General features: G+C 70.1%; 14 protein-coding genes and 1 tRNA gene. 6 read left to right on the forward strand and 9 right to left on the reverse strand.

Translation table 11 applies throughout. From position 1 onward, the window contains the following. The first annotated feature begins 101 nt into the window (after nt 1-101). On the forward strand, nt 102-1,235 hold the full coding sequence (locus ACWGDX_RS09350) for an ABC transporter permease (protein WP_453623800.1): 1,134 nt from the start codon (nt 102-104) through the stop codon (nt 1,233-1,235). Between the two features lie 145 nt (nt 1,236-1,380). Here ACWGDX_RS09350 and ACWGDX_RS09355 read toward each other — a convergent pair whose 3' ends face one another. The 4 genes from ACWGDX_RS09355 to ACWGDX_RS09370 form a co-directional block, all read right to left on the reverse strand. Beyond that, complete coding sequence (locus tag ACWGDX_RS09355; protein WP_453623802.1) at nt 1,381-1,824, reverse strand: hypothetical protein; 444 nt, start codon at nt 1,822-1,824, stop codon at nt 1,381-1,383. A gap of 205 nt (nt 1,825-2,029) precedes the next feature. Continuing rightward, nucleotides 2,030-2,572: a MarR family winged helix-turn-helix transcriptional regulator gene (locus tag ACWGDX_RS09360; RefSeq protein ID WP_453623804.1), complete on the reverse strand. Its 543-nt coding sequence runs from the start codon at nt 2,570-2,572 to the stop codon at nt 2,030-2,032. A gap of 115 nt (nt 2,573-2,687) precedes the next feature. Continuing rightward, complete coding sequence (locus ACWGDX_RS09365; protein WP_453623806.1) at nt 2,688-3,758, reverse strand: MBL fold metallo-hydrolase; 1,071 nt, start codon at nt 3,756-3,758, stop codon at nt 2,688-2,690. Nucleotides 3,759-3,848: 90 nt separating this feature from the next. Then, entirely contained in the window at nt 3,849-5,015 is a 1,167-nt protein-coding gene (locus ACWGDX_RS09370; protein ID WP_453623808.1) for an NAD(P)-dependent alcohol dehydrogenase, read from the reverse strand. A 419-nt stretch (nt 5,016-5,434) separates the two neighbouring features. Here ACWGDX_RS09370 and ACWGDX_RS09375 point away from each other — a divergent pair, with 419 nt between their 5' ends. Further along, entirely contained in the window at nt 5,435-6,901 is a 1,467-nt protein-coding gene (locus ACWGDX_RS09375) for an aldehyde dehydrogenase family protein (RefSeq protein WP_453623810.1), read from the forward strand. A gap of 111 nt (nt 6,902-7,012) precedes the next feature. Here the strand turns inward: ACWGDX_RS09375 and ACWGDX_RS09380 are convergent, their stop codons facing one another. Beyond that, entirely contained in the window at nt 7,013-8,635 is a 1,623-nt protein-coding gene (locus tag ACWGDX_RS09380) for a putative glycoside hydrolase (protein WP_453623812.1), read from the reverse strand. Nucleotides 8,636-8,833: 198 nt separating this feature from the next. Here ACWGDX_RS09380 and ACWGDX_RS09385 point away from each other — a divergent pair, with 198 nt between their 5' ends. Continuing rightward, the gene (locus ACWGDX_RS09385) at nt 8,834-9,829 is read left to right on the forward strand and encodes a polysaccharide deacetylase family protein (RefSeq protein WP_453623814.1); all 996 of its coding nucleotides are present in this window, start codon (nt 8,834-8,836) and stop codon (nt 9,827-9,829) included. Nucleotides 9,830-9,991: 162 nt separating this feature from the next. On the opposite strand, the gene ACWGDX_RS09390 is transcribed toward ACWGDX_RS09385, so the two are convergent. The 4 genes from ACWGDX_RS09390 to ACWGDX_RS09405 form a co-directional block, all read right to left on the reverse strand. Further along, complete coding sequence (locus tag ACWGDX_RS09390) at nt 9,992-10,480, reverse strand: phospholipase (protein ID WP_453623816.1); 489 nt, start codon at nt 10,478-10,480, stop codon at nt 9,992-9,994. 483 nt (nt 10,481-10,963) lie between these two features. Beyond that, nucleotides 10,964-11,551, reverse strand: a complete 588-nt coding sequence (locus tag ACWGDX_RS09395; protein WP_363079183.1) for a lytic polysaccharide monooxygenase auxiliary activity family 9 protein — start codon at nt 11,549-11,551, stop codon at nt 10,964-10,966. Nucleotides 11,552-11,693: 142 nt separating this feature from the next. Continuing rightward, on the reverse strand, nt 11,694-13,679 hold the full coding sequence (locus ACWGDX_RS09400; protein ID WP_453623818.1) for an SPFH domain-containing protein: 1,986 nt from the start codon (nt 13,677-13,679) through the stop codon (nt 11,694-11,696). A gap of 11 nt (nt 13,680-13,690) precedes the next feature. Beyond that, the gene (locus ACWGDX_RS09405; protein WP_453623820.1) at nt 13,691-15,184 is read right to left on the reverse strand and encodes a peptidoglycan-binding protein; all 1,494 of its coding nucleotides are present in this window, start codon (nt 15,182-15,184) and stop codon (nt 13,691-13,693) included. A 180-nt stretch (nt 15,185-15,364) separates the two neighbouring features. Here ACWGDX_RS09405 and ACWGDX_RS09410 point away from each other — a divergent pair. The 3 genes from ACWGDX_RS09410 to ACWGDX_RS09420 all read left to right on the forward strand — a co-directional run bounded on the left by ACWGDX_RS09410 (nt 15,365) and on the right by ACWGDX_RS09420 (nt 19,890). Further along, nucleotides 15,365-15,438: transfer RNA gene (locus tag ACWGDX_RS09410), tRNA-Lys, on the forward strand. A gap of 493 nt (nt 15,439-15,931) precedes the next feature. Then, nucleotides 15,932-17,941 carry a glycosyltransferase family 2 protein gene (locus ACWGDX_RS09415; RefSeq protein WP_453623822.1) on the forward strand — a complete coding sequence of 670 codons (2,010 nt, stop codon included), beginning with the start codon at nt 15,932-15,934 and terminating at the stop codon, nt 17,939-17,941. Then, the gene (locus tag ACWGDX_RS09420; protein ID WP_453623823.1) at nt 17,938-19,890 is read left to right on the forward strand and encodes a galactose oxidase-like domain-containing protein; all 1,953 of its coding nucleotides are present in this window, start codon (nt 17,938-17,940) and stop codon (nt 19,888-19,890) included. Before ACWGDX_RS09415 ends, ACWGDX_RS09420 begins: the two co-directional genes overlap by 4 nt. Nucleotides 19,891-19,944: the final 54 nt, after the last annotated feature.

Raw genomic sequence — 19,944 nt, forward strand, 5'->3', positions numbered from 1 at the left:
TCGGCGTTTGACTCGGCCGGCACACCCTTCATACAGTTCGTTGCACAACGAACTAAATGAAGGGTGTGCTCCATGGCCCGAACAGTGGAGGAACGCAGATCATGTCCGAGACACCGCCCGGCTCCCCTCGCACCGAGAAGGGTCACTCCGCCGCTGTGGCGCTCCGCCGTGAGGTCGGCCTCGCGCGCCGGGTGAGAGCCGCCGCGTGGCCGGTGCTGCTGCCGGTGGGCGTCGCCGTGGCGATCGGCGCCGTCTTCATCGGTGTGTATCTCTCCGCCTTCCACGCCCCGGTGGCGCACGGTCTGCCCGTGGCCGTCGTGGGCGGGCCCGCGGACGCGGCGGCGGTTCAGGAGCGGCTGCCCGAGCGGCCGTCCGACACCTTCCGGGTCCGGGCCGTGCGGGACGCGCCGGCGGCGCGCTCGGCCGTCCGGCACGGTGAGGTCTTCGCCGCGTACATTCCCGGGGGCGGGGGCGCGACGCTGCTGTACGCGGGGGCGCACGGCCCCTCGGTCACCACGCTGCTGACACGCTCCTTCGGCCCGCTCGCCGAGGCGGACGGACAGGCGCTGGAGACCGTCGATGTCGTTCCGCCGTCGCCACGGGACACCCGGGGGCTGGTCGTCTTCTACACCACCTTCGGGCTGGTGCTCGCCGGCTATCTGTTCGGGATCATGACGTACCAGCTCGGGCGGGGTGTGGGGATGGCGCGGCGGATGGCCGGGCTCATGGCGTTCAGCGGCATAGGCGGGCTGACGGTGGCCGGGATGGTCACCGCGTTCGACGCCCTGCCCTCGCCGTTCGCCGAGGTCGCCGGTCTGGTGGCGCTGGTGGCGCTGGCGGTGGGTTCGTCCACGATGCTGCTGGTCAGGGGGCTCGGTGTGCTGGGATCCAGCATCGCGGCAGTGGTGTTCATGACGGTGGGCAACGCGACCAGTGGAGGCAGTCTCCCCGCCGAGTTCCTCCCGGGATGGCTGGAGCCGTTCTCCGCCGTGCTGCCGGTCGGCGTGGGCGTACGGGCTGTCAACGGCCTCGCGTACTTCCACGGCGACGGGGTGATCAGCGGTGTGGCGATCCTGACCGGGTGGGCGGTGGCCGCCGTCGGCGGACTGCTGCTCCTCGAACAGAGCGGCGGCCGGGTCCGCCGGCCGGTGCCCGCGCAGAGGTCCGGCCGTGGCCGGGGGCCTTCCCACGGGGTGGCCGGCGGAGTGCTCGGACGCGGAGTGCTCAGACGTTGATGCGCAGCCGGTCCAGCGGTTCCACCAACTCCTCTTCCTCATAGGTGAGGTGGGAGAGGAGGATTCGTTCCAGCAACTGGGTGAGGTCCTGGACCTCACCCATCTGGCTGTCGTCCTGGACGAGGGTGACCAGGGCGGCGTCGAGTCAGGCCAGCCAGTAGTTCTGGCGCAGGGTCAGGCTGTTGATCATCGAGCGGGCCGTGGCGGCGTCCTGCCGTCCGGCCGCGACCTGGGAGACGGCGTCGATGATCTGCCGCATCTCCTGGCGCAGATGGGCATGGATGCCTATGAGACGGCTGCCCGTGCCGCCGGGACGGGCCACGGCCGACGGCGGCTTGGGGATGTGCGGCCGGGTCGCCTCGCCCAGGGGGTCGGCGGACCAGAGGTCGATATGCCCGGAGGCCTCCGGCACGGCGGGGACGTTCCCGTCCGCCGCGGCCCCGCCCGCCGTGACCTCACCCGCCGTGGCCCCGCCCGCCGTACGTACGGGGGACATGCCGCCGCGGGCGGCGCCCACGGCGTCGCGTACCAGGGGGGCCACTTCTTCGGTGAAGGTCCGCAGCTCGTGCTCGGCGTCCGGGCCGGACACGGCGACAGGGATGGTCCTGGATCCCGATCAGGTCCATCCCGATCCGGTCGGCGAGGGTGGCCAGCCGTATCAGGTCGTCGTGGCCCTCGGCCGTCGGCGTCAGGAAGGCGCCGAACCGCAGGTCGTGTCCGTAGTCGGTCATGAGGATGATGTATGGCTTTCCGTGAGCGGACGGCCGTGCGGGACGGCGGAAAAGGCGGGCCCGTCAGCAGGCGTCGGCGGAGTCGTCGAAACCGACGGTGCGCCAGATGTCGTTGAGCGCCGTGAGCTGTTCCTCGGTGAGTTTGTCGAGGAACTCACGCCTGAGGTTGGTGAGATGGACCTTGCGGGCGCGGCGGTACGCCTTGGCGCCGGCGGCGGTGAGGACGGCGTCGAAGCCGCGTGCGTCGGTGGGGCACTTGCGCCGTTCGACGAAGCCCTGGCGTTCGAGGTCGTCGACGATACGGGTGAGTCCGCTGCGGCTGATCAGCAGGGAGGCGGCGATGTCCTTCATCCGCAGACGGCCCTCGGGGGCCTCGGCGAGGGTGAGCAGGACCTCGAAGGAGGACATCGGGATGCGTTCGGCCGCCACGAGTTCGCCGTCGAGGGTGCGCAGCAGCTTCAGATGGGTGGAGAGGAGGCCCAGCCAGGCCGCCCGCTCGTGTCGGCTGAGCGCGCGGGACGGTGAGGCCCCCTTGCGCGTGTCCTCACGGACGCCTGGCGCCGTGGTCTCGGCGTCACGCGTCCCGTTTCCGTTCCTCAGGCTCATAACCCCTCCGAAAAGTTAGTTTCACAACGAATTATATCCGGGACTTCCGAAGCACGGTCGGGCCCGGCAGAACAGACTCTGCCGGGCCCGACTCCGTACTCACCGCCGCGGATCGTCAGGCGCGGGGCTTGGGAAGGATCAGTTCCTCGAAGCCGGAGACCATGCCGTACTCCAGGCGCAGGGCCTCCAGGACCGAGTACGCGTGGTACTTGGTCATGACATCGGCCCCGGCGAGGCGCTGGGCCCATGTCTGGCCGTTGTCGGTGACCTTCTCCAGCGTCTTCTTGGTGACGTAGTTCGTCATCTCGTTGAAGTAGTTCTCCCACAGCACCCAGGCGTTGCTGAAGCCGATGCGCTCGATGTACTCCAGCTCATGGCCGTTGCCGAGGGCCTCCTTGGAGAATTCGACGATGTCGTTGGTGTAGTCACGGGATGCCTTGGCGTCCTCGGGGGTGCCGTAGCGGTTGACATGGCCGGAGACGACGCCCTTGAAGTCGTACCGGAGGATCCAGTCGTGGGCCTCGGCCCAGCCGCGGATGTTCTCGGAGGCGTCGCAGTGCTTGAAGGCGCTCCATCCGGGGCTGATGATGTCGATCGCCGCGAGCGCCTTCTGGCGCGGGGCGTAGATGAAGATGTTGCCCGGGGTGTGGTTGACGCCGTGGTAGTCGAGGTCGAACCGGACGCCGTTGACGTCGAGGGTCTCGCTCTCGGTGATCGTGTCGGTGGGTACGGGCAGACCCCGCTCGCCGCCGAGGTCGGGCCAGCGCTGGATCATCTCGCGGGTGTAGTCGTGCGCGATGACCTTGGGCCTGGCGGCGGCGAAGATCCCCGCGGCGCCGATGTGGTCGGAGTGCCAGTGGCTGTAGATGAGATGGGTGACGGGCTCGTCGGTGACCTCGGCGATGGCCCGGTTCAGGTTCTCGCCCAGCAGCGGGGGCGCGTCCACCACGACGACACCGTTGCCGGTGCGCACGAACATGGTGTCGTACGCGCCGGAGGTGACGTAGTAGGCGCCGTCGTTGATCTCCTCGACGTGGTAGCCCTTGGCGATCCGATCGGGCAGGAAGAGGGCGCCGTAACCGTCGGCCGGTATGGGGCGGTAGTCGGTGAGGGTGTTGAGGGGCATGCCGGCCGCGCCGAGCTGGTGGCGGTCGGTGGGGGTGCCGGGCTTCTGCTGGTTGTTCATGACGCGATGTCCTCTGTGGGTAAGGGTGAGGAGGTACGGCGCTGGTGAGGCCGCCCTCCGGGGGGCCGGGGATGGCGCGGGAGTGTGCCGCTACTCCCCGATGCGGAGCACGGGCTTGATCACAGCCCCGGTCCGCGTGTCGGTGACGGCTTCGTTGATCTCGTCGAAGCCGCGGAGGGTGACGAGGCGGTCGAAGGGGAACCGCCCGGCCTTGTACAGCTCGATGAGCCGGGGGATGAACAGCTGGGGGACGGAGTCGCCCTGCGCGATGCCGCGCACGGTCCGCCCTCCCAGGAGCGCGTTCATGTTCACCGGCGCGTGGGCTCCGGCCGGGGCTCCGCCGATCAGGGCGGCGGTGCCCAGCGGAGCGAGCGCGTCGACGGCGAGGGTGAGCATCTCGGGCCGCGCGGTGATCTCCAGGACGTAGTCGGCGCCGCCGCCGGTGATCTCCGCGATCCGTCCGGCCACGTCCTCCTCCTTGCCGTCGACCGTGTGGGTCGCGCCCAGTTCCCGGGCGAGCGCGAGGCGTTCGGGGACGATGTCGACCGCGATGACCGGGCTCGCGCCGGCGACCGCGGCGGCCATGACGGCGGCGAGACCCACCGTTCCGGTGCCGATGACCACGACGGATGCCCCGGCCGGGATCTTGAGCGAGTTGAGTACCGCGCCCGCGCCGGTCTGCAGGCCGCAGCCCAGCGGCGCGAGCAGTTCCAGCGGTACGTCGTCCGCCACCTTGACCACATTGCGTTCGGTGGCGAGGGAGTGGGTGGCGAAGGAGGACTGGCCGAAGAAGTGGCCGTGGATCTCCTCGCCCCCGGTGCCGCTGAGCGCGTTGGAGCCGTCCGGGCGGGAGCCGCCGAAGTTCAGCGGGAAGGAGCGGGCGCAGTAGGCGGGGTCGCCGTTCAGACAGGGTGTGCAGTGGCCGCACGACTGGTACGACATCACCACCCGGTCACCGGGGGCCACGGTGGTGACCCCGGCGCCGACCCGCTCGACGATCCCCGCGCCCTCATGCCCCAGGACCGCGGGCAGCGGAGTGGGAAGGTGCTGGTCGCGGACGTGGACATCGGTCTGGCAGACGCCCGCCGCGACCACCTTGACGAGCACCTCGTCGGGTCGCAGGCGGGTGTCGAGGACGAGGTCCTCGAAGGCGAACGGGCCGCCCTTCTCCCGGACCACCGCGGCCCTGACGGCGATGGCCGCCGGACCGGGGCCGCTGTGTGTGCTCGGGGACGCGGTGCCCTCTGCTGCCACCATGATCAATTCTCCAAACCGGACTCACCTCCCGCCCCTGGGCATCGCGGCCCGCCGGCGGCGGTGATCTCATCAGCCGCCCGTGGCGGCGTGGAACGGAACGGAACGAACAGCGGGCGGCCGGCGCGTGTCGGCGAGAGACCCCCGTATGCGGCCGGTGCGCGCTGGCAAGGGACCTTATATAGTTCGTTCTGCAACGAAGATAACCACGCCTTCGGTCACGGGTCAAGCGATCCGGTCGGAGACCGTGCGCCAGGGCCTCCACTTCGGGAATGCCCAGCCCCGCGGCCATGTCAGTCATATTTAAGTTCGTTGCAGAACGAACTGTATTTATGTTTCACTGACCCGGCAACGAGCGATGCCGAGGACGGCCCGCAGGGCCGCCGGCTTCAGATGTTCCGGATTCCCAGGAGATAGCCCTCATGTCCTCCACCACCACCGGCACGGTCCATGTCCGCAACCTCATCGACGGCGTCCGCACCGACTCCGGCACCATCGGCGAATCGCTCGACCCCGCCACCGGCGAGGTGCTGGGCACCTTCGCCGACGGCGGCGCGGACGAGGCGCGGGCCGCCATCGACGCCGCCCGCCGGGCCTTCGGAACCGGCGACTGGTCCCGCGACCGCGATCTGCGCGCCCGAGCCCTCTTCGAGATGGCCGACCGCATGGCCGCGCGGCAGGACGAGCTGATCGCCCTGCTCTCCCGGGAGAACGGCAAGATCCCCTCCGAGGCCGCCCTGGAGGTCGGTCTGACGATCTCCAAGATCCGCTACTACGGTGCGCTGGCCCTGACCGAGTCCGGCCGGGCGTCCGAGGTCAAGCCCGGTCTGTACTCGATGACCCTGCGCCAGCCCGTCGGCGTCGCCGGAGTGATCGCGCCGTGGAACTCACCGGTCATTCTCTCCGTGCGGTCCTTCGCCCCGGCCCTGGCCGCGGGGGCGACGGTCGCGCTGAAGCTGCCGGGCCAGACCGCGCTCACCAACGGCCTGCTGTTCGACATCATCGGCGGCGCCCCGTCCCTGCCCCGGGGCGTCTTCAACGCCTTCACCGAGTCCGGCAGCGCGGGAGCCCGGCTGATCGTCGCCGACCCCGGTGTGGACGTCATCAGCTACACCGGCAGTACGCGTGTCGGGCGCGCCATCATGGCCGACGCCTCCGCCTCGCTGAAGGGGATGTCCCTGGAGCTGGGCGGAAAGACCCCGATGATCGTCTTCGACGACGCCGATCTCGACGCCGCCGTTCCCGTACTCACCAAGGCGATCACCACCTTCACCGGCCAGTTCTGCATGACTGGCAGCCGGATCCTGGTCCAGCGGGGAATCGCCGACGAGCTGCGCACCCGGCTCTCCGCCGCGCTGGAAGTGGTGAGGGTCGGTCCGGGCAGCGATCCGGACAGCGAGATGGGGCCGCTGATCGACCAGGCCAACGCGGACCGGGTGGAGAGAGAGGTCGCGGACGCGGCCGAGTACGCCGAGGTCCTCGTCAGGGGCGGCCGGGTCACCGACGGCCCGCTGGCCGCCGGCGCCTTCGTCCGGCCGAGTCTGCTGGAGGTCGAGGAGGTGGACCGTCCCATCGTCCAGCGGGAGGTCTTCGGCCCGGTCGCCACCTTCGAGGTCTTCGACGACGAGGCCGGCGCGATCAGCCGGGCCAACGCCACCGAGTTCGGCCTCGCGGCCGGTATCTGGACCCGCGACGTGGACCGGCCGCTGCGGGTCGGCCGCGAACTCGACGCGGGAACGGTGTGGACCAACACCTGGGCCGTCATCGTCGACCAGATGGAGGAGGGCGGCTTCAAGCAGAGCGGCGTCGGACGGCTCAACGGCGAACGCGCCCTGGAGGAGTTCCAGGAGATCAAGCACTTCGTCCACCCCGCCCCCCGCTCCTCCTGACCCGTCCCCCGGAGGTCACGGCGTCGGGCGTTCCCGGTTTCCGGGAACGCCCTTCGCCCGCCCTTTCGCCGTCCTTTCGCCGTCCTTTCGCGACGGGTCTCGCCGGCCGCGTCAGCGTGCGGCGATCTGCTGGAGTGCCGCGCCCTGGTAGCGGGCACCGGCGTTCCAGAGGATGAAGGAGTTCATCTTGTTGGCCGCCGCGGCCTTGATCTGATCGGCCACCTGGGCCGGCCCGTAGGTGCTGCCCATCGAGAAGTCCTGGAGCCACGGGACGATCTCGGTCTGGGTGCCCTTCGCCTGGCGGGCGAAGTCGGCGAGCGAGCGCTGCACGATCGCGTACGGGGCGGTGTCGGGGTTGGCGACGCCGTACTCCCCGGGTCCCCAGTGGGACGGGTAGACCATCGGCGCGATGTAGTCGCTGACCTTGACCAGGGCCGCTATGTCCTGGGCGATCTCGGTGGGCCGGGTGGCGGCTATGCCGAAGACCGAGACACCGAGGTACGCGGGGTGCGAGCCCATCGCCGTCCGGGTGTCCGCGACGAACGAGGTGATGGACTGCTCGGGCGTGGCGGACCCGATGCCCGGGAACCGCATCTTCGACAGCGGGCCATCGGGGCGGCGCACATAGTCGTAGAGGATGTCGTCGAAGCCGAGCGAGGCCGCCTCGACCGCGAGGTCCTGGTTGTACTTGCGGACCGTGCGGTCGGCGAAGTTGGTGAAGGCCAGCTTTCCGTAGTGGCCGCCGCCCGCGTAGGGCTCTCCGGCGGGGGTCAGCACGACCTGGTCCTTCTTGCCGGCCTTCCAGGCCGCCGTGGCGAGCTTGGGGTCGCGGAAGGCGACGATACGGCCGATGACCTGGGCCCCGGCGGCGTGGATCTCGGCCACCGCCTTGCGGGCGTCGTAGTAGCCCTTGGCCGCGCCTATCTGACGGGCCAGCGGCACCTGGGAGGCGTACCCGACCTCGCCGTCCTCGTCCTTGACGTCCAGCTGCACGGCGTTGAGCTTGCCGCTGCGGACCAGGGCGAGGATGTTGCCGCGCAGGGTGTCGTTGCCCCAGCCGATCGCGGTGATGTGCGCGGCACGGATCATGGGGCGGCGCCCCCGGGTGGACACGGCCTTGGTGGTGGTGTTCCCGGCGCGGTCCACGGCGGTGACCTTCACCACGGATGTGCCCCTGGGCACCGTGATCGTGAAGGCCCCGGACTTGTCGATGCTCACCACCTTGCCGTCGACGGTCACCTTGGCGTCGGTGCCCGCCTTGCCGGCGATGGTCACGGGGCCGGCGTTCTTGACCTCGGGGTCGACCACCTTGAGGGCGGGAGCGGTGGTGTCCACCGTGAAGCCCACGACTTCCCGGTACGAGGCGAAGGGGATGCTGCTGTCGCCCTCCACCACCAGGGTGTGCCGGCCCTCGGTCAGACGGGGGAGTGCGAGTTTCAGACGGGGGCCCGCGGCCGTGACGGGGATCGCCGCGCCGTCGAGGGTGGCACGCACATTGTCGTGACCGCCCGCCGCCTCGGTGTCGAGATAGGCGGTGACCTGTGCGGCCTTGCGCCCGTCGAGGACGGAGCCGTCGGAGAGTCCGTGCACGCCCGGTCCCGATGTGAGGAAGGTCCAGCCCACTCCGGCCAGGGCGAGCGCCCCGGCCGTCGCTATGAGGGCGCGCCGGCGTGCGGGGCTGCGGCGGGGACCGTAGGAGTAGGGGGAGTGCGATATGTGTCTCGGGGCCATCATGACGTCCTTCGTGCCGTGGCCGGGTGGTTCCTCCATTGATTGCCGCACGGCGTGCCGTTCCTCCTGTTCTGATCGGATTTCACACGAACGGCCGCATCGGGCCCCGGCGTGGTGACTGCGCCATCCAGGCGACAGTGCGGTACGGGGGCTCCCGCCGCCGGTAGGGATGGCGCGACACATTCGCCTTGGAGGTCCCTCATGCGCCACCCGCTCGTCCCGCTCTGCGCCCTGGCGGGCGCCGCCCTGCTCGCCTCGGGCTGTTCCCCGGGGTCGTCATCGGCCGGGGAAGAGGCCGCGCCGGCGGCGGCCAGCCCCGCCGCCGTGAACCCGGCGGAGGTCGGCGCCGACGAGCTCGGCCAGGTGCCGGTGCTGATGTATCACCAGCTCACCGAGAAACCGGCCAGCGTCTACGACCGCACCCCGGCCGATTTCCGGGCCGAGCTGGAGCGCCTCGCCCGGGAGGAGTACGTCCCGGTCACCGCCCGGGACTTCCAGACGGGCCGTATCGACATCCCGGCCGGAATGCACCCGGTGGTCCTCACGTTCGACGACTCGACCAACAGCCAGGTGCGCCTCGACCAGAACGGCACCCCGGCGCGGGACACGGCCATCGCGATCATGGCCGAGACGGCGAAGAAGTACCCCGGGTTCAAGCCGGCGGCGACCTTCTTCGTCAACGCGGACGCCTTCTCGGCGACCGGTTCGGCCAAGGCGCTGACCTGGCTGAAGGAGCACGGGCACGAGGTCGGCAATCACACCGACCGCCACCAGAACCTGCGCTCCCTGGACCAGGCGGGTGCCACGAAGGCCATCTCCGCCGGACAGCAGGCGATCGTGACGGCCGCGCCCGGGACCCGGGTCACCTCGCTCGCCCTGCCCTTCGGCGCCATGCCCCAGGAGGCCGGGGTCGCCGCGCGGGGAACGGGCTACCGCTACGACGGGGTGTATCTCGTGGGGGCCAACCCCTCGGTCTCGCCGTACGACAAGGCCTTCACACCGGCCGGGATCCCGCGGATCCGCTCGGCGGGGCCCAAGGACGCGGACGCCGAGTTCGGTTCGTCGCGCTGGCTGGACAAGATCGCCGCCGGGAAGAGCTGGTACGTCTCGGACGGGAACCCGAACACGATCTCCTTCCCGACCGCCTCGCAGGACAAGCTGGCACCGGCCTTCGCGAAGCGGGCCCAGCCGTACTAGAAAGAAGCGGGCCCAGCCGTACCGGAAACCGGAGACGGGCACTGCCGTGCCGACCGCCGCGGGTCGCGGGGGCGGGTCCCCGGCGGCGCGCGGACAGGGCAGGGCCCCTCGTGGGAGCGAGGGGCCCTGCTGTCGTACGTGCTCCGGTCCCGCGCCCGGGTCTCAGGCCACCGACCGCGAGCCGTCCACCATGGGGCTCACACCGAAGATGTCGACCGCGTGGTAGTACGTCCACGCCAGGGCGTCGCAGGACACCTTCGTCGCGCCCGAGTACTTCGCGCACACGCGCTTGAGGTCCGCGTAGAAGGCGGAGTCGATCCGCGCCTTGTTCGCGCCGAAGGTGCCGGCCGCCTTGTAGTTGCGGTAGCCGAAGTCATGGCGCACACAGGCGTTCTGGAAGGGGAAGCCGAAGGGGTTGTCCGGCGAGGACGAGCAGTAGTCCGTGGACCAGTCGAAGCCGTAGGAGGACCAGGCGCCCTGGTTGCCCCGGGCCGCGGTGAAGGAGTTGTAGCTGTTCGCGGACTCCTGGGTCCAGCTGCTGAGGACCTGGGGCTTGTCCGCCGGCGCGGCACTGGCCGAGGTGGCCGTGAACAGGGAAGCGGTGAGGGCGAGTACGGCCGAGGCGAGCGGAAGAGCCAGACGTCTGCGCATGGCGGAACAACCTCCGGACGGATATGGGGGGAACGCTCCTCGCGCCGGTTGGCATGGAGCGCCGTAAGCGTGAAGGGCACGGCTGTCGCACGGGTCTACGCGCGATGACCGCCGCGGGAATGGTCCCCCAAATCCCGGCGGAGGCAAACCCTTTTCACGTCGAACTGGCCTCTGAGCGCTTCCAGTTGACGGTTCCGCCCCCAAGTGCCCGATTCCCGGCCGCCCCTCGCGCCGGGGCGCACGCTGCCCCTCGCGCCGGGGCGCGCGCCGGAGGGCGCGTCGGAAGGCATGCGGGCGCGCGCCGGAGCGCCGGGACGCCGGAGTGCCGGGACGTGTGCCTCGGGAAGCGCGGACCGCGCGGCGGCGGACCGGACGGTGCCGCGCCCCCCGAGGTACTTACTGTCTCTTACGGCTGATCCGGCCGCTGACTACCGACTGCTGACCACTGGCCACCGACTACTGACCAGGCGTCAGGACCGGATGTCAGAACTGGACGTCGGAGCAGGAGTAGAACGCGTTCGACGTGTCAGCGATGGTCCACACCGCCAGGATCACATGACGGCCCGACCTCGACGGCAGGTTGCCCGAGTGCGAGAGCGTCGCGGGCGGCTGCTGGTTGTTGTACGGCACCGTCAGGAACGGCTGGGTGTCCAGGGCCGCGCGCGTGAGCGGCTGGGACGAGTTCCATCCGTTCTTGGTGATGTAGTACTTGAAGTCGGTCGTGGCGTGCCGGGCGGTGAACTGCCAGCGGAAGTTGTAGCTCTGGCCACCCGAGACCTTGGTGGTCGGCCAGGCGCCGCCACGCGGGTCGTCGAGCTGCGCGAACTGACCGAGGCCGCCCGAGCAGAGCTTGCCGTCGGCGGGACCGCCGGCCGGGAAGCCCTTGGGCCCCTCGACGCTCTGCGGCTCCCACTGGATGTTGCCGCAGTTGGAAACCGTGCCGTTGGCACACAGCTTCTGACGGCTGATGGGTGAGTCGGTGTAGCCGTGGCTACTTGCGCTGCTGGTGGCGAGCAGGGACACGCCCGCCACGGCGAGGCCGACCACGGCCGCGCCTATCTTCTTTCGCATGCTTCGCTCCAGAGAACGTGGGGAGTTCGGTGAGCCGTACTGCACGCGTGCAGGGGAGAACAAACTGCGGTCTAGACCAAGCACTAGAGTATTAACGGAACTTGACCGTGTCCATAACAAGTACCGGTCAGGTCCAGACCAATTACAGCCTCTCCCCGACACCCTGGCGCCCGGTGTAGAACGCCACGGTGAGGTCCTTCACCAGCACCTTGCGCTCGTAGTCGTCCAGTTCGACCAGTCCGCGCGAGGTCAGACGGCGCACGGTGTCGTCCACCGCGTCCACCACCGAGGTGAGAACGCTGTCCCGGTGCTTGGCGTCGATCGCCGCGATCCTGCTTCGCTGCATCGCGGCCGCGATCTCCGGCGCGTACTCGATCCGGGTCGGCTGCGCGGAGAAGACATCGACGCCGACGGGCCGGCACTCCGCCGAGAGCATGCGGGTCAGCGCGTCGCCGACGGCCTCCGCGTTGCGCAGGGTCGGTGCCTCGTCGTGGAACGCGTCGGCGGGCAGCTGGGAGAGCACCCGCGCCATCGCCGCCTCCACCTGCTCACGCAGATACTCCTCGTGGTCCCCGACACCGAGGGCCGCGCGCACGGTGTCCCTGACCCGCCAGACGACGAGGACGACGACCCGCAGCGCGGTGCCGTTCGAGTCGACCGAGGGCATCGGCTCGCTGCGCCAGTGCCGCAGCCGTACGTCGACCTTGCGGCGCACCAGCAGCGGGCTCACCCAGAGCAGTCCCGTACGGCGCACGCTGCCCCGGTAGTCGCCGAAGAGCGTGAGCACCCAGGCCTGGCCGACCTGGCCACGGCCGAGGCCGCCGAAGGCGAAGACCATGACGGTCCCGCCGAACGCGAGCAGGGCCCACTGTCCGAGCCCGATGCCACGGTCCGGTTTGGGCCGCAGCCCCAGCACCTTCGCCACCGCGTCCGGTACGGCGCCGACCCACCACAGGAGCGCGGCGCACGCGATCAGCGTCAGGAAACCGACGAGCGAGGCGGCCCAGCCGGGGAGTACGGGCCCCGGACGCTCGGCGAGCCGGGGATCGACGGGCGGCGCGGGCCGCACCGGCGCGGCGGGCACGGCCACGGACGCGCGTGCGGGTGCGGGCACGGCCACGGGCACGGACGCGGGTACGGGCACGGACGCGGGTACGGACGGGGACGCGGGTTTGGGCGCCGGTGGCGCGGCGGGCACGGGCGGGGGCACCCGCCGTACCCGAGGCTGCTCACTGGTGCCCCACCGCCGTCGGACCACGGTGGGCGGTCTGACGCCGGCCGGCTCGTCGCGGAAGAGCAGATGGACGGGGATCTCCTGGGTGGACTCCCCGACGATGAGCGGGCTCCACCGGGGACCGTCCCCACCGCCGGGGCGCCCCGCCGGCCCCGGCCTTCTTCGGGGGGCGGGCTCGACGGACGATTCACCCGCCTCCGCACCGGCGGGACCGGCCGCCTCTGCCGCACCCTCGGCCGTCCCCGACGTCGACCCCGACGTCGACCCCGGCTCCGACCTCGGCCTCGACTCCAGCTCCGGCCTCGGTCCGGAACCTGGTCCCGAGCCCGGTCCTGAGCCCGGTCGGGTGTCCGGTCCCGTGTCCGTGGACGGCTTCGTGTCGCCGTGTCCGTCGTGTCCGCCGTGTCCGTCGCCCATGCCCGTGCCCGCACCCACGCCCGCGTCCGTGCCCGCACCCACGTCCCAGGCGCTTCCCGTCCGTACGGAACTCCGCGCGGTCTGCGCGATGAGAGGCGCGGTCACCGGACCACCCACCGCTTCCGGCCCGTCCACGGCGGGGTGCCCGGCCGTCCCTGTCTCCCGTGCGGATGACGCGGCGACCGGCTCCGGGGGCCTCACCGTCGCGCTCGGCACCCACATCTCGGCGCCGAACACCGAGCGCGCCGAGCGGACCGGGGGTGTCCCGCCGCTCCGGGGCGTCCCGGCCGGAGCCGGGAACGGACCGTCACCCGGCGGCGCCGGTGGCGCGCCCGGCACGGATGTGCCGCTCCCGTCCGGTGCCGGAACATCCGGAACGTCCGGAAAATCCGGAGCGTCCGGGAAGCGCCCGCCGTCCGCCGGGGGCACGGCGGGCGCCGGGTCCTCGTCGTTCGGGTGCGAGGTCGTCGTCGTCATCCTTGCCTCCGTCATGCGAAGAGTCGCTGCCAGGTCCCCGGGCCGGGGTATCCGTCGGCTTGGGCACCGCGCCAGCCCTGGGCGCGCTGGAACGCCTCGACATTGCGCCGGTCCGCCTCGGTCCAGACCCGTCCCGGGCCCGAGGTGTAGTACCTGCCGAAGCCCTTTCTCACGAGCTGCCTGCCGAGCAGCTCGACATACGTACCGCCGCCGCCGGGCCGGAAGTGCTGCGCACCGGGGTACGCCGGTGCGCGCCCCGGCGTACCGCCGCCACCGCGACCCCCGCCGGCAGCGCCCGGACGGCCACCGCCGCCCGCGCCACCGCCGGGACGGCCGCCGCTCTCCCCCGCGCCCGCCGCCGGGATGTCCTTGCCCAGGCCCCTCACCAGATACCGCCAGGTTCCGGCGCCCGGCCGCCCGTCCGCCTCGGCGCCGCGCCAGCCCTGCGCGCGCTGGAACGCCTGGGTGGCCCGCCGGTCGGCCTCGCCCCACCGGGGACCCGGGCCCCGGGCGTAGAAGCGTCCGCCGCCGCGCTGGACCAGCATCCGGCCGAGCTGTCCGACGTACGCGTTGTTCGCGCCGGGCCCGAACGCCCCCGCGCCCGGATACAGCGCCGACGCCCCCGTCCCCGCGCCCGGCCCCTTGGCGTCGGCGCTCTCGGCCAGCCCCCGGTAGCGGTACGGGACATAGCGGCCCGAGTGGCTCCAGTACGCCATCGGGGTGGGCTGGGCACGGGCGTGCGGCTGGGCCTGCTCGTACGCCAGATAGGAGGAGTGCGTGTAATCGGTCCAGCCGCCGAAGATCGTGACGTGCGAGCCCTTGATCGGGCTGGCGGGATTGTGGAAGAGGAGCATGTCGCCCGGCTGGAGATCCTCCCGGTCGATCTCCACGCCGTACCGCGCCAGCGTGCCCGTCCACTCGTTCCCGGTGAGGTTCCAGGCCATCGAGACAAAGCCGGAGCAGTCCTGGCGGTAGCCGTCCGACCAGAACTTCTCCAGGCTGTACGGGACCCTCGCGGACGACCAGCGCTTGGCGCGGTTGATGATGTCGGCCCGCGTGGAGCCGCGCAGCGCCGTCGGGTGCCGGTGCGCCCCGGGGCCCGGCAGCGGTCGCCCGTGGAGCGGGGCACTGCCGCCCTGTGGAGTCGACGGAATCGAACCGGCGGCCACCCGCGCGTCCGCCGCCGAGCGCGCCACCGCCGCATCCGCCGTCACGTCCGCCGCCGCGTCCACCGCCGTCACGTCCGCCGCCATGTGCCGTGCCGTGCCGGCCAGCTGTCCGGCCGCCCACGCCGTCGCCGTGCCCATCCCCACGCCCGCCCCCGTCGTACCGAGGGCGACTCCCGTCGCCGTCGCCAGGAGCAGTGCCCGCCGGGCGCCGTGCGCGGCCGGATGGCCGCCCGCACGCACCGGCAGCCCCCTGGCCAGATCGCGCCGCCGCTCCGCGCATCCGGCGCAGGGGCAGTCACGAGCCGGCTCGTACTCCTCGAAGACCGGGACGGTCATGCGTTCCCCTCCACACTCATCAAGATCTTTCCGACGCGATTGACGGGCCAGTGTCTCAACTGTCCGGACAAATCGCATTTTGACGGATCAAGGGGAAGAAAAGACAATCCGACAGGCCGCAACAGTCATCAAATGGTCGGGGCACCTCCCCCGGTCCGGTAGAGTTCTCCAGGTCAGCAGGCGCCGCTAGCTCAGTTGGTTAGAGCAGCTGACTCTTAATCAGCGGGTCCGGGGTTCGAGTCCCTGGCGGCGCACGCACAGCGGAAGCCCTCTCATCGCGCATGAGAGGGCTTCGCTCGTTCCGGCGACCACCGATGTTCAGAACCGGTCGGGACCCACTCCGATTCGCTCGGATTCACACGGACTCACGCGCAGTCGTACGGACTCGTACGGAGTGGTACGAAGTCACACCGCGCATGGCACATGCTCGCCAACACACCGACCGCACCGGCCTATCAAATCGCCCGAACAACGGGCAATCGGCCTTTCTCTCCCTTGCGATCACGACCTCGGTCGGACAACCTATCCTGAACACATTGACTCCAATGGGGCATGCGGTCCGAACAGTTGAATGGACGCGGCGCAGGGGAATGCCCCCATGGACGGGTGCAACCGGATGGCCACCGTTCTCTGTCTTTGATGACGGGGCAGCAGTTGACGCGTCCGGTCCGGTGGTCGAGGGGGACCATTCCGGGTGGAACGTTCGATACCAATCACGCGGCAACCGCGCGTGCGGGGGGATGACTCATGACGTCGACGCCGGACGGCGCACGCCGGGACAACGACGTTTCCCGGACCACTCAGCTTCGGATTCCCTCACACCTCGGAAGTGGTGGCCGGCGCCCCCGGCCCAGGAAGACCGCGCTCCCCAAGTACGACTACGAGCACTACAGCCGGCTGGCCGGGCCTCTCACCCGGCCCGACCCCGCCAAGCCGTACACCGTCCAGTACCGGTCCCTGCTCTCGCAGGAGCCGCACCGTATCCGGGCCGCCCTGCTGCTCGGCGCGGCGCCGCTGCTCTCGCTCGGGCTCTTCGCCTGGCTGATGCAGCCTCAGCACTGGACCGAGCGCGATCCGAACCTCAAGAACGACACGCTTCTCATCCTCGACATCGTGATGCTCGTCTCGATCGGACTGATCGAGCTGTTCCGTACGATGAATGTCCTCTCGAACGCGCACGCGACGCTGGTCGCGCGCGATCCGGTGCCGGTCGTACCCGAGAGCGGCACCCGCGTGGCCTTCCTCACCTCCTTCGTCCCGGGCAAGGAGCCCCTGGAGATGGTGACGAAGACACTGGAGGCGGCGGTCAGGATCCGGCACCGCGGGCTGATGCATGTCTGGCTCCTCGACGAGGGCGACGACCCGGCCGTCAAGGAGGTCTGCGCCCGCCTCGGGGTGCACCACTTCTCCCGCAAGGGCATCGCGAAGTGGAACCAGCCCAAGGGCGCCCATCGCGCGAAGACGAAGCACGGCAACTACAACGCGTGGCTCGACGCGCACGGCGACAGCTACGACTTCTTCGCCTCCGTCGACACCGACCATGTCCCGATGCCCAACTATCTGGAGCGGATGCTCGGTTACTTCCGCGACCCGGACGTCGGCTTTGTGATCGGCCCGCAGGTCTACGGCAATTACGACACGTTCGTCACCAAGGCCGCCGAATCGCAGCAGTTCCTCTTCCACGCCCTGATCCAGCGCGCGGGCAACCGCTACGGCGCGCCCATGTTCGTCGGTACGAGCAACGCCGTGCGGATCAGCGCGCTCAAGCAGATCGGCGGGCTGTACGACTCGATCACCGAGGACATGGCGACGGGCTTCGAGATGCACCGCGCCAGGAATCCCCGGTCCGGCAACAAGTGGCGCTCGGTCTACACCCCGGACGTGCTGGCCGTCGGCGAGGGCCCGACCGCGTGGACCGACTTCTTCACCCAGCAGCTCCGCTGGTCGCGCGGTACGTACGAGACGATCCTCAAGCAGTACTGGCGCGGCTACGGCACACTGCCGCCCGGCAAGCTCTTCAACTACACCATGATGATCATCTTCTATCCGATGTCGGCCCTCAACTGGATCCTGGCGGCGCTGAGCTGTGCGCTGTTCCTGGGCATGGGCGCCTCGGGTGTGCAGATAGACCCGGCCATCTGGATGATGCTGTACGGCAATGCCTCGGCCCTCCAGATCGGGCTCTACATCTGGAACCGCCGCCACAACGTCTCGCCGCACGAGCCCGAGGGCTCCGGCGGACTGGCCGGCATGGTGATGTCCGCGCTCTCCGCGCCGATCTACGCGCGCTCCCTGATGGACGCCGTGCTGCGCCGCAAGAGCAGCTTCGTCGTGACGCCCAAGGGCGACTCGTCCAGCCCGGACACGCTCTTCGGCACCTTCCGTATCCATCTCTTCTTCATCCTGGTCTTCGGCGGCTCGCTGGGCTCCTCCTTCTACTTCGGGCACGACCATCCGGCGATGATCACCTGGGCGTCGCTGGCCCTGCTGATCACGGCGGCCCCGATCCTCGCGTGGCGCTGGGGGATGCGTCAGGAGCGGAAGAGGAAGCGGCGGGGCGCGCACCGCGACGGGGACACGTCCGGTGGCGGGCAGCCGGACGGACCCGGTGGCGCGGCGCCGTTCGTACCGCGGCAGCAGACCGCCCCGGGCGCTCCGGCCGCTCACTCCGCCCCGGACGCCCACGCCGCCCCGGCCGTACCGCCCGCGGCCATCGATCAGACCGTACAGATTTCCCTTGGGGGACCTAAGAAATGAGCGCCGTTCCCGTCCGGCAGAATCACCGCAGGAACCGCGCCCGCCGTATGGCGATAGGCGCCGCGGTGGTCGTCGTGGTGGCCGGGGTGAACGGACCGGCGCTCTACCGGTTCGGCTCGGAGAAGTACCACGAGTACAAGATCAACCGGCCCGAGTACAAGGCGGAGAACGGGCACTGGGACTTTCTCGACGTCCCGGCCGATTTCAAAATCAATTCCATTCACGCCTCCCTGCTGCACACCGGAAAGGTGCTGCTGATAGCGGGTTCGGGCAACAACCAGAAGAATTTCGACGCGGGCAAGTTCGAGTCGATCCTCTGGGACCCGAAGACCGGCGGGTACAAGATGATCCCGACCCCCAAGGACATGTTCTGCTCCGGGCACACCCAACTGCCGGACGGGAACCTGCTGGTGGCGGGCGGCACCAAGCGGTACGAGAAGCTCAAGGGCGATGTCACCAAGGCCGGCGGCCTGATGATCGTCCACAACGAGGACCCGGACAAGCCGATCACCCTGCCCGCGGGCACGATGTTCACCGGCAAGGAGAACGGCAAGACCTTCGTCTCCAAGGATCCCGTCCTGGTCGAGAAGGCGAAGAAGGTCTTCGATCCGCAGACGGGCGCTTTCCTGCGGACGGAGGCGGGCCTCGGCCGTATCTATGTCGAGGCGCGCCAGTCCGGCAAGAAATTCGAGACCGGCACCGAGGACAACTACCGGGTGCAGGGCATGAAGGGCTCCGACGCCCGCAATGTCTACGGTATCGCGCAGAAGCTCGCGCTCGACAAGAAGGACTTCCAGGGCATCAAGGAAGCCTATGAGTTCGATCCGCTCGCGGAGAAGTACATCACCGTCGACCCGATGAACGAGGCCCGCTGGTATCCGACGCTGACCACGCTCAGGGACGGCAAGGTGCTGGCGCTCTCCGGTCTGGACGAGATCGGCCAGATCGTCCCCGGCAAGGACGAGATCTACGACCCGAAGACCAGGTCGTGGGAGTACACCGGGATCATCAGGAAGTTCCCCACCTATCCGGCGATCTTCCTGATGGACAACGGCAAGCTCTTCTACAGCGGTTCGAACGCCGGTTACGGGCCGGCCGATGTCGGCCGTGACCCCGGTGTCTGGGATCTGGCGACGAACAAGTTCGAGAAGATCCCGGGGCTGAGCGATCCCGACCGGTTGGAGACCTCGGCGACGGTCATGCTGCCGCCCGCCCAGGACCAGAGGTTCATGGTGATCGGCGGTGGTGGGGTCGGCGAGTCCGAGAAGTCCAGCGAGAAGTCCCGGCTGGTCGACCTCAAGGACCCGGAGCCCCGGTTCAAGGACGGGCCGGCGCTGGAGAAGGGCACGCGCTATCCGAGCGCCTCGCTGATGCCCGACGACTCCGTGCTGATCACCGGCGGTTCCGAGGACTACCGGGGGCGCGGCGGCTCCGACATCCTCCAGGCGCGGATGTACGACCCGGAGTCGGCCACGTACAAGCGGGTCGCGGATCCGGCGGTGGGGCGCAACTACCACTCGGGCTCGGTCCTGCTGCCCGACGGCCGGGTCCTGATCTTCGGCTCGGACCCGCTCTACGCCGACCAGGCCAACACCAAGCCGGGCGTCTTCGAGCAGCGGATCGAGATCTACACGCCGCCGTATCTCTTCCGCGACTCGCGGCCCGCGCTCTCGGGCGGGCCGAAGAGCGTCGAGCGCGGGGCGACGGCGGAGTTCAGGACGGCGGACCCGGGGTCGATCAGGACCGCGAAGCTGATGCGGCCCAGCGCGGTCACCCATGTCACCGATGTCGAACAGCGCTCGGTGGCGCTGGATCTGAAGAAGACCGCGGACGGTATCGAGGTCACGGTCCCGAAGAACGACGCGCTGGTCCCGTCGGGCTGGTACATGCTCTTCGTCACGGACGAGAAGGGCACACCGTCCGAGGGCGTGTGGGTGGAGATCCCTTAGGTTCTGCCCGGGGTCCGCCGACCGGCGGCGGGCGGGTGGTCGACCGCGGGGCGG

It is taken from the genome of Streptomyces sp. NPDC055025 (assembly GCF_053608565.1).

What these genes read in the sequence shown, in the direction of transcription:
- ACWGDX_RS09350 (WP_453623800.1), top strand. Translation starts at nt 102, where the DNA reads ATGTCCGAGACACCGCCCGGCTCCCCTCGCACCGAGAAGGGTCACTCC.
- ACWGDX_RS09380 (WP_453623812.1), bottom strand. Translation starts at nt 8,635, where the DNA reads ATGATGGCCCCGAGACACATATCGCACTCCCCCTACTCCTACGGTCCC.
- ACWGDX_RS09385 (WP_453623814.1), top strand. Translation starts at nt 8,834, where the DNA reads ATGCGCCACCCGCTCGTCCCGCTCTGCGCCCTGGCGGGCGCCGCCCTG.
- ACWGDX_RS09400 (WP_453623818.1), bottom strand. Translation starts at nt 13,679, where the DNA reads ATGACGACGACGACCTCGCACCCGAACGACGAGGACCCGGCGCCCGCC.
- ACWGDX_RS09395 (WP_363079183.1), bottom strand. Translation starts at nt 11,551, where the DNA reads ATGCGAAAGAAGATAGGCGCGGCCGTGGTCGGCCTCGCCGTGGCGGGC.
- ACWGDX_RS09370 (WP_453623808.1), bottom strand. Translation starts at nt 5,015, where the DNA reads ATGGTGGCAGCAGAGGGCACCGCGTCCCCGAGCACACACAGCGGCCCC.
- ACWGDX_RS09405 (WP_453623820.1), bottom strand. Translation starts at nt 15,184, where the DNA reads ATGACCGTCCCGGTCTTCGAGGAGTACGAGCCGGCTCGTGACTGCCCC.
- ACWGDX_RS09415 (WP_453623822.1), top strand. Translation starts at nt 15,932, where the DNA reads ATGACGTCGACGCCGGACGGCGCACGCCGGGACAACGACGTTTCCCGG.
- ACWGDX_RS09365 (WP_453623806.1), bottom strand. Translation starts at nt 3,758, where the DNA reads ATGAACAACCAGCAGAAGCCCGGCACCCCCACCGACCGCCACCAGCTC.
- ACWGDX_RS09360 (WP_453623804.1), bottom strand. Translation starts at nt 2,572, where the DNA reads ATGAGCCTGAGGAACGGAAACGGGACGCGTGACGCCGAGACCACGGCG.
- ACWGDX_RS09390 (WP_453623816.1), bottom strand. Translation starts at nt 10,480, where the DNA reads ATGCGCAGACGTCTGGCTCTTCCGCTCGCCTCGGCCGTACTCGCCCTC.
- ACWGDX_RS09375 (WP_453623810.1), top strand. Translation starts at nt 5,435, where the DNA reads ATGTCCTCCACCACCACCGGCACGGTCCATGTCCGCAACCTCATCGAC.
- ACWGDX_RS09420 (WP_453623823.1), top strand. Translation starts at nt 17,938, where the DNA reads ATGAGCGCCGTTCCCGTCCGGCAGAATCACCGCAGGAACCGCGCCCGC.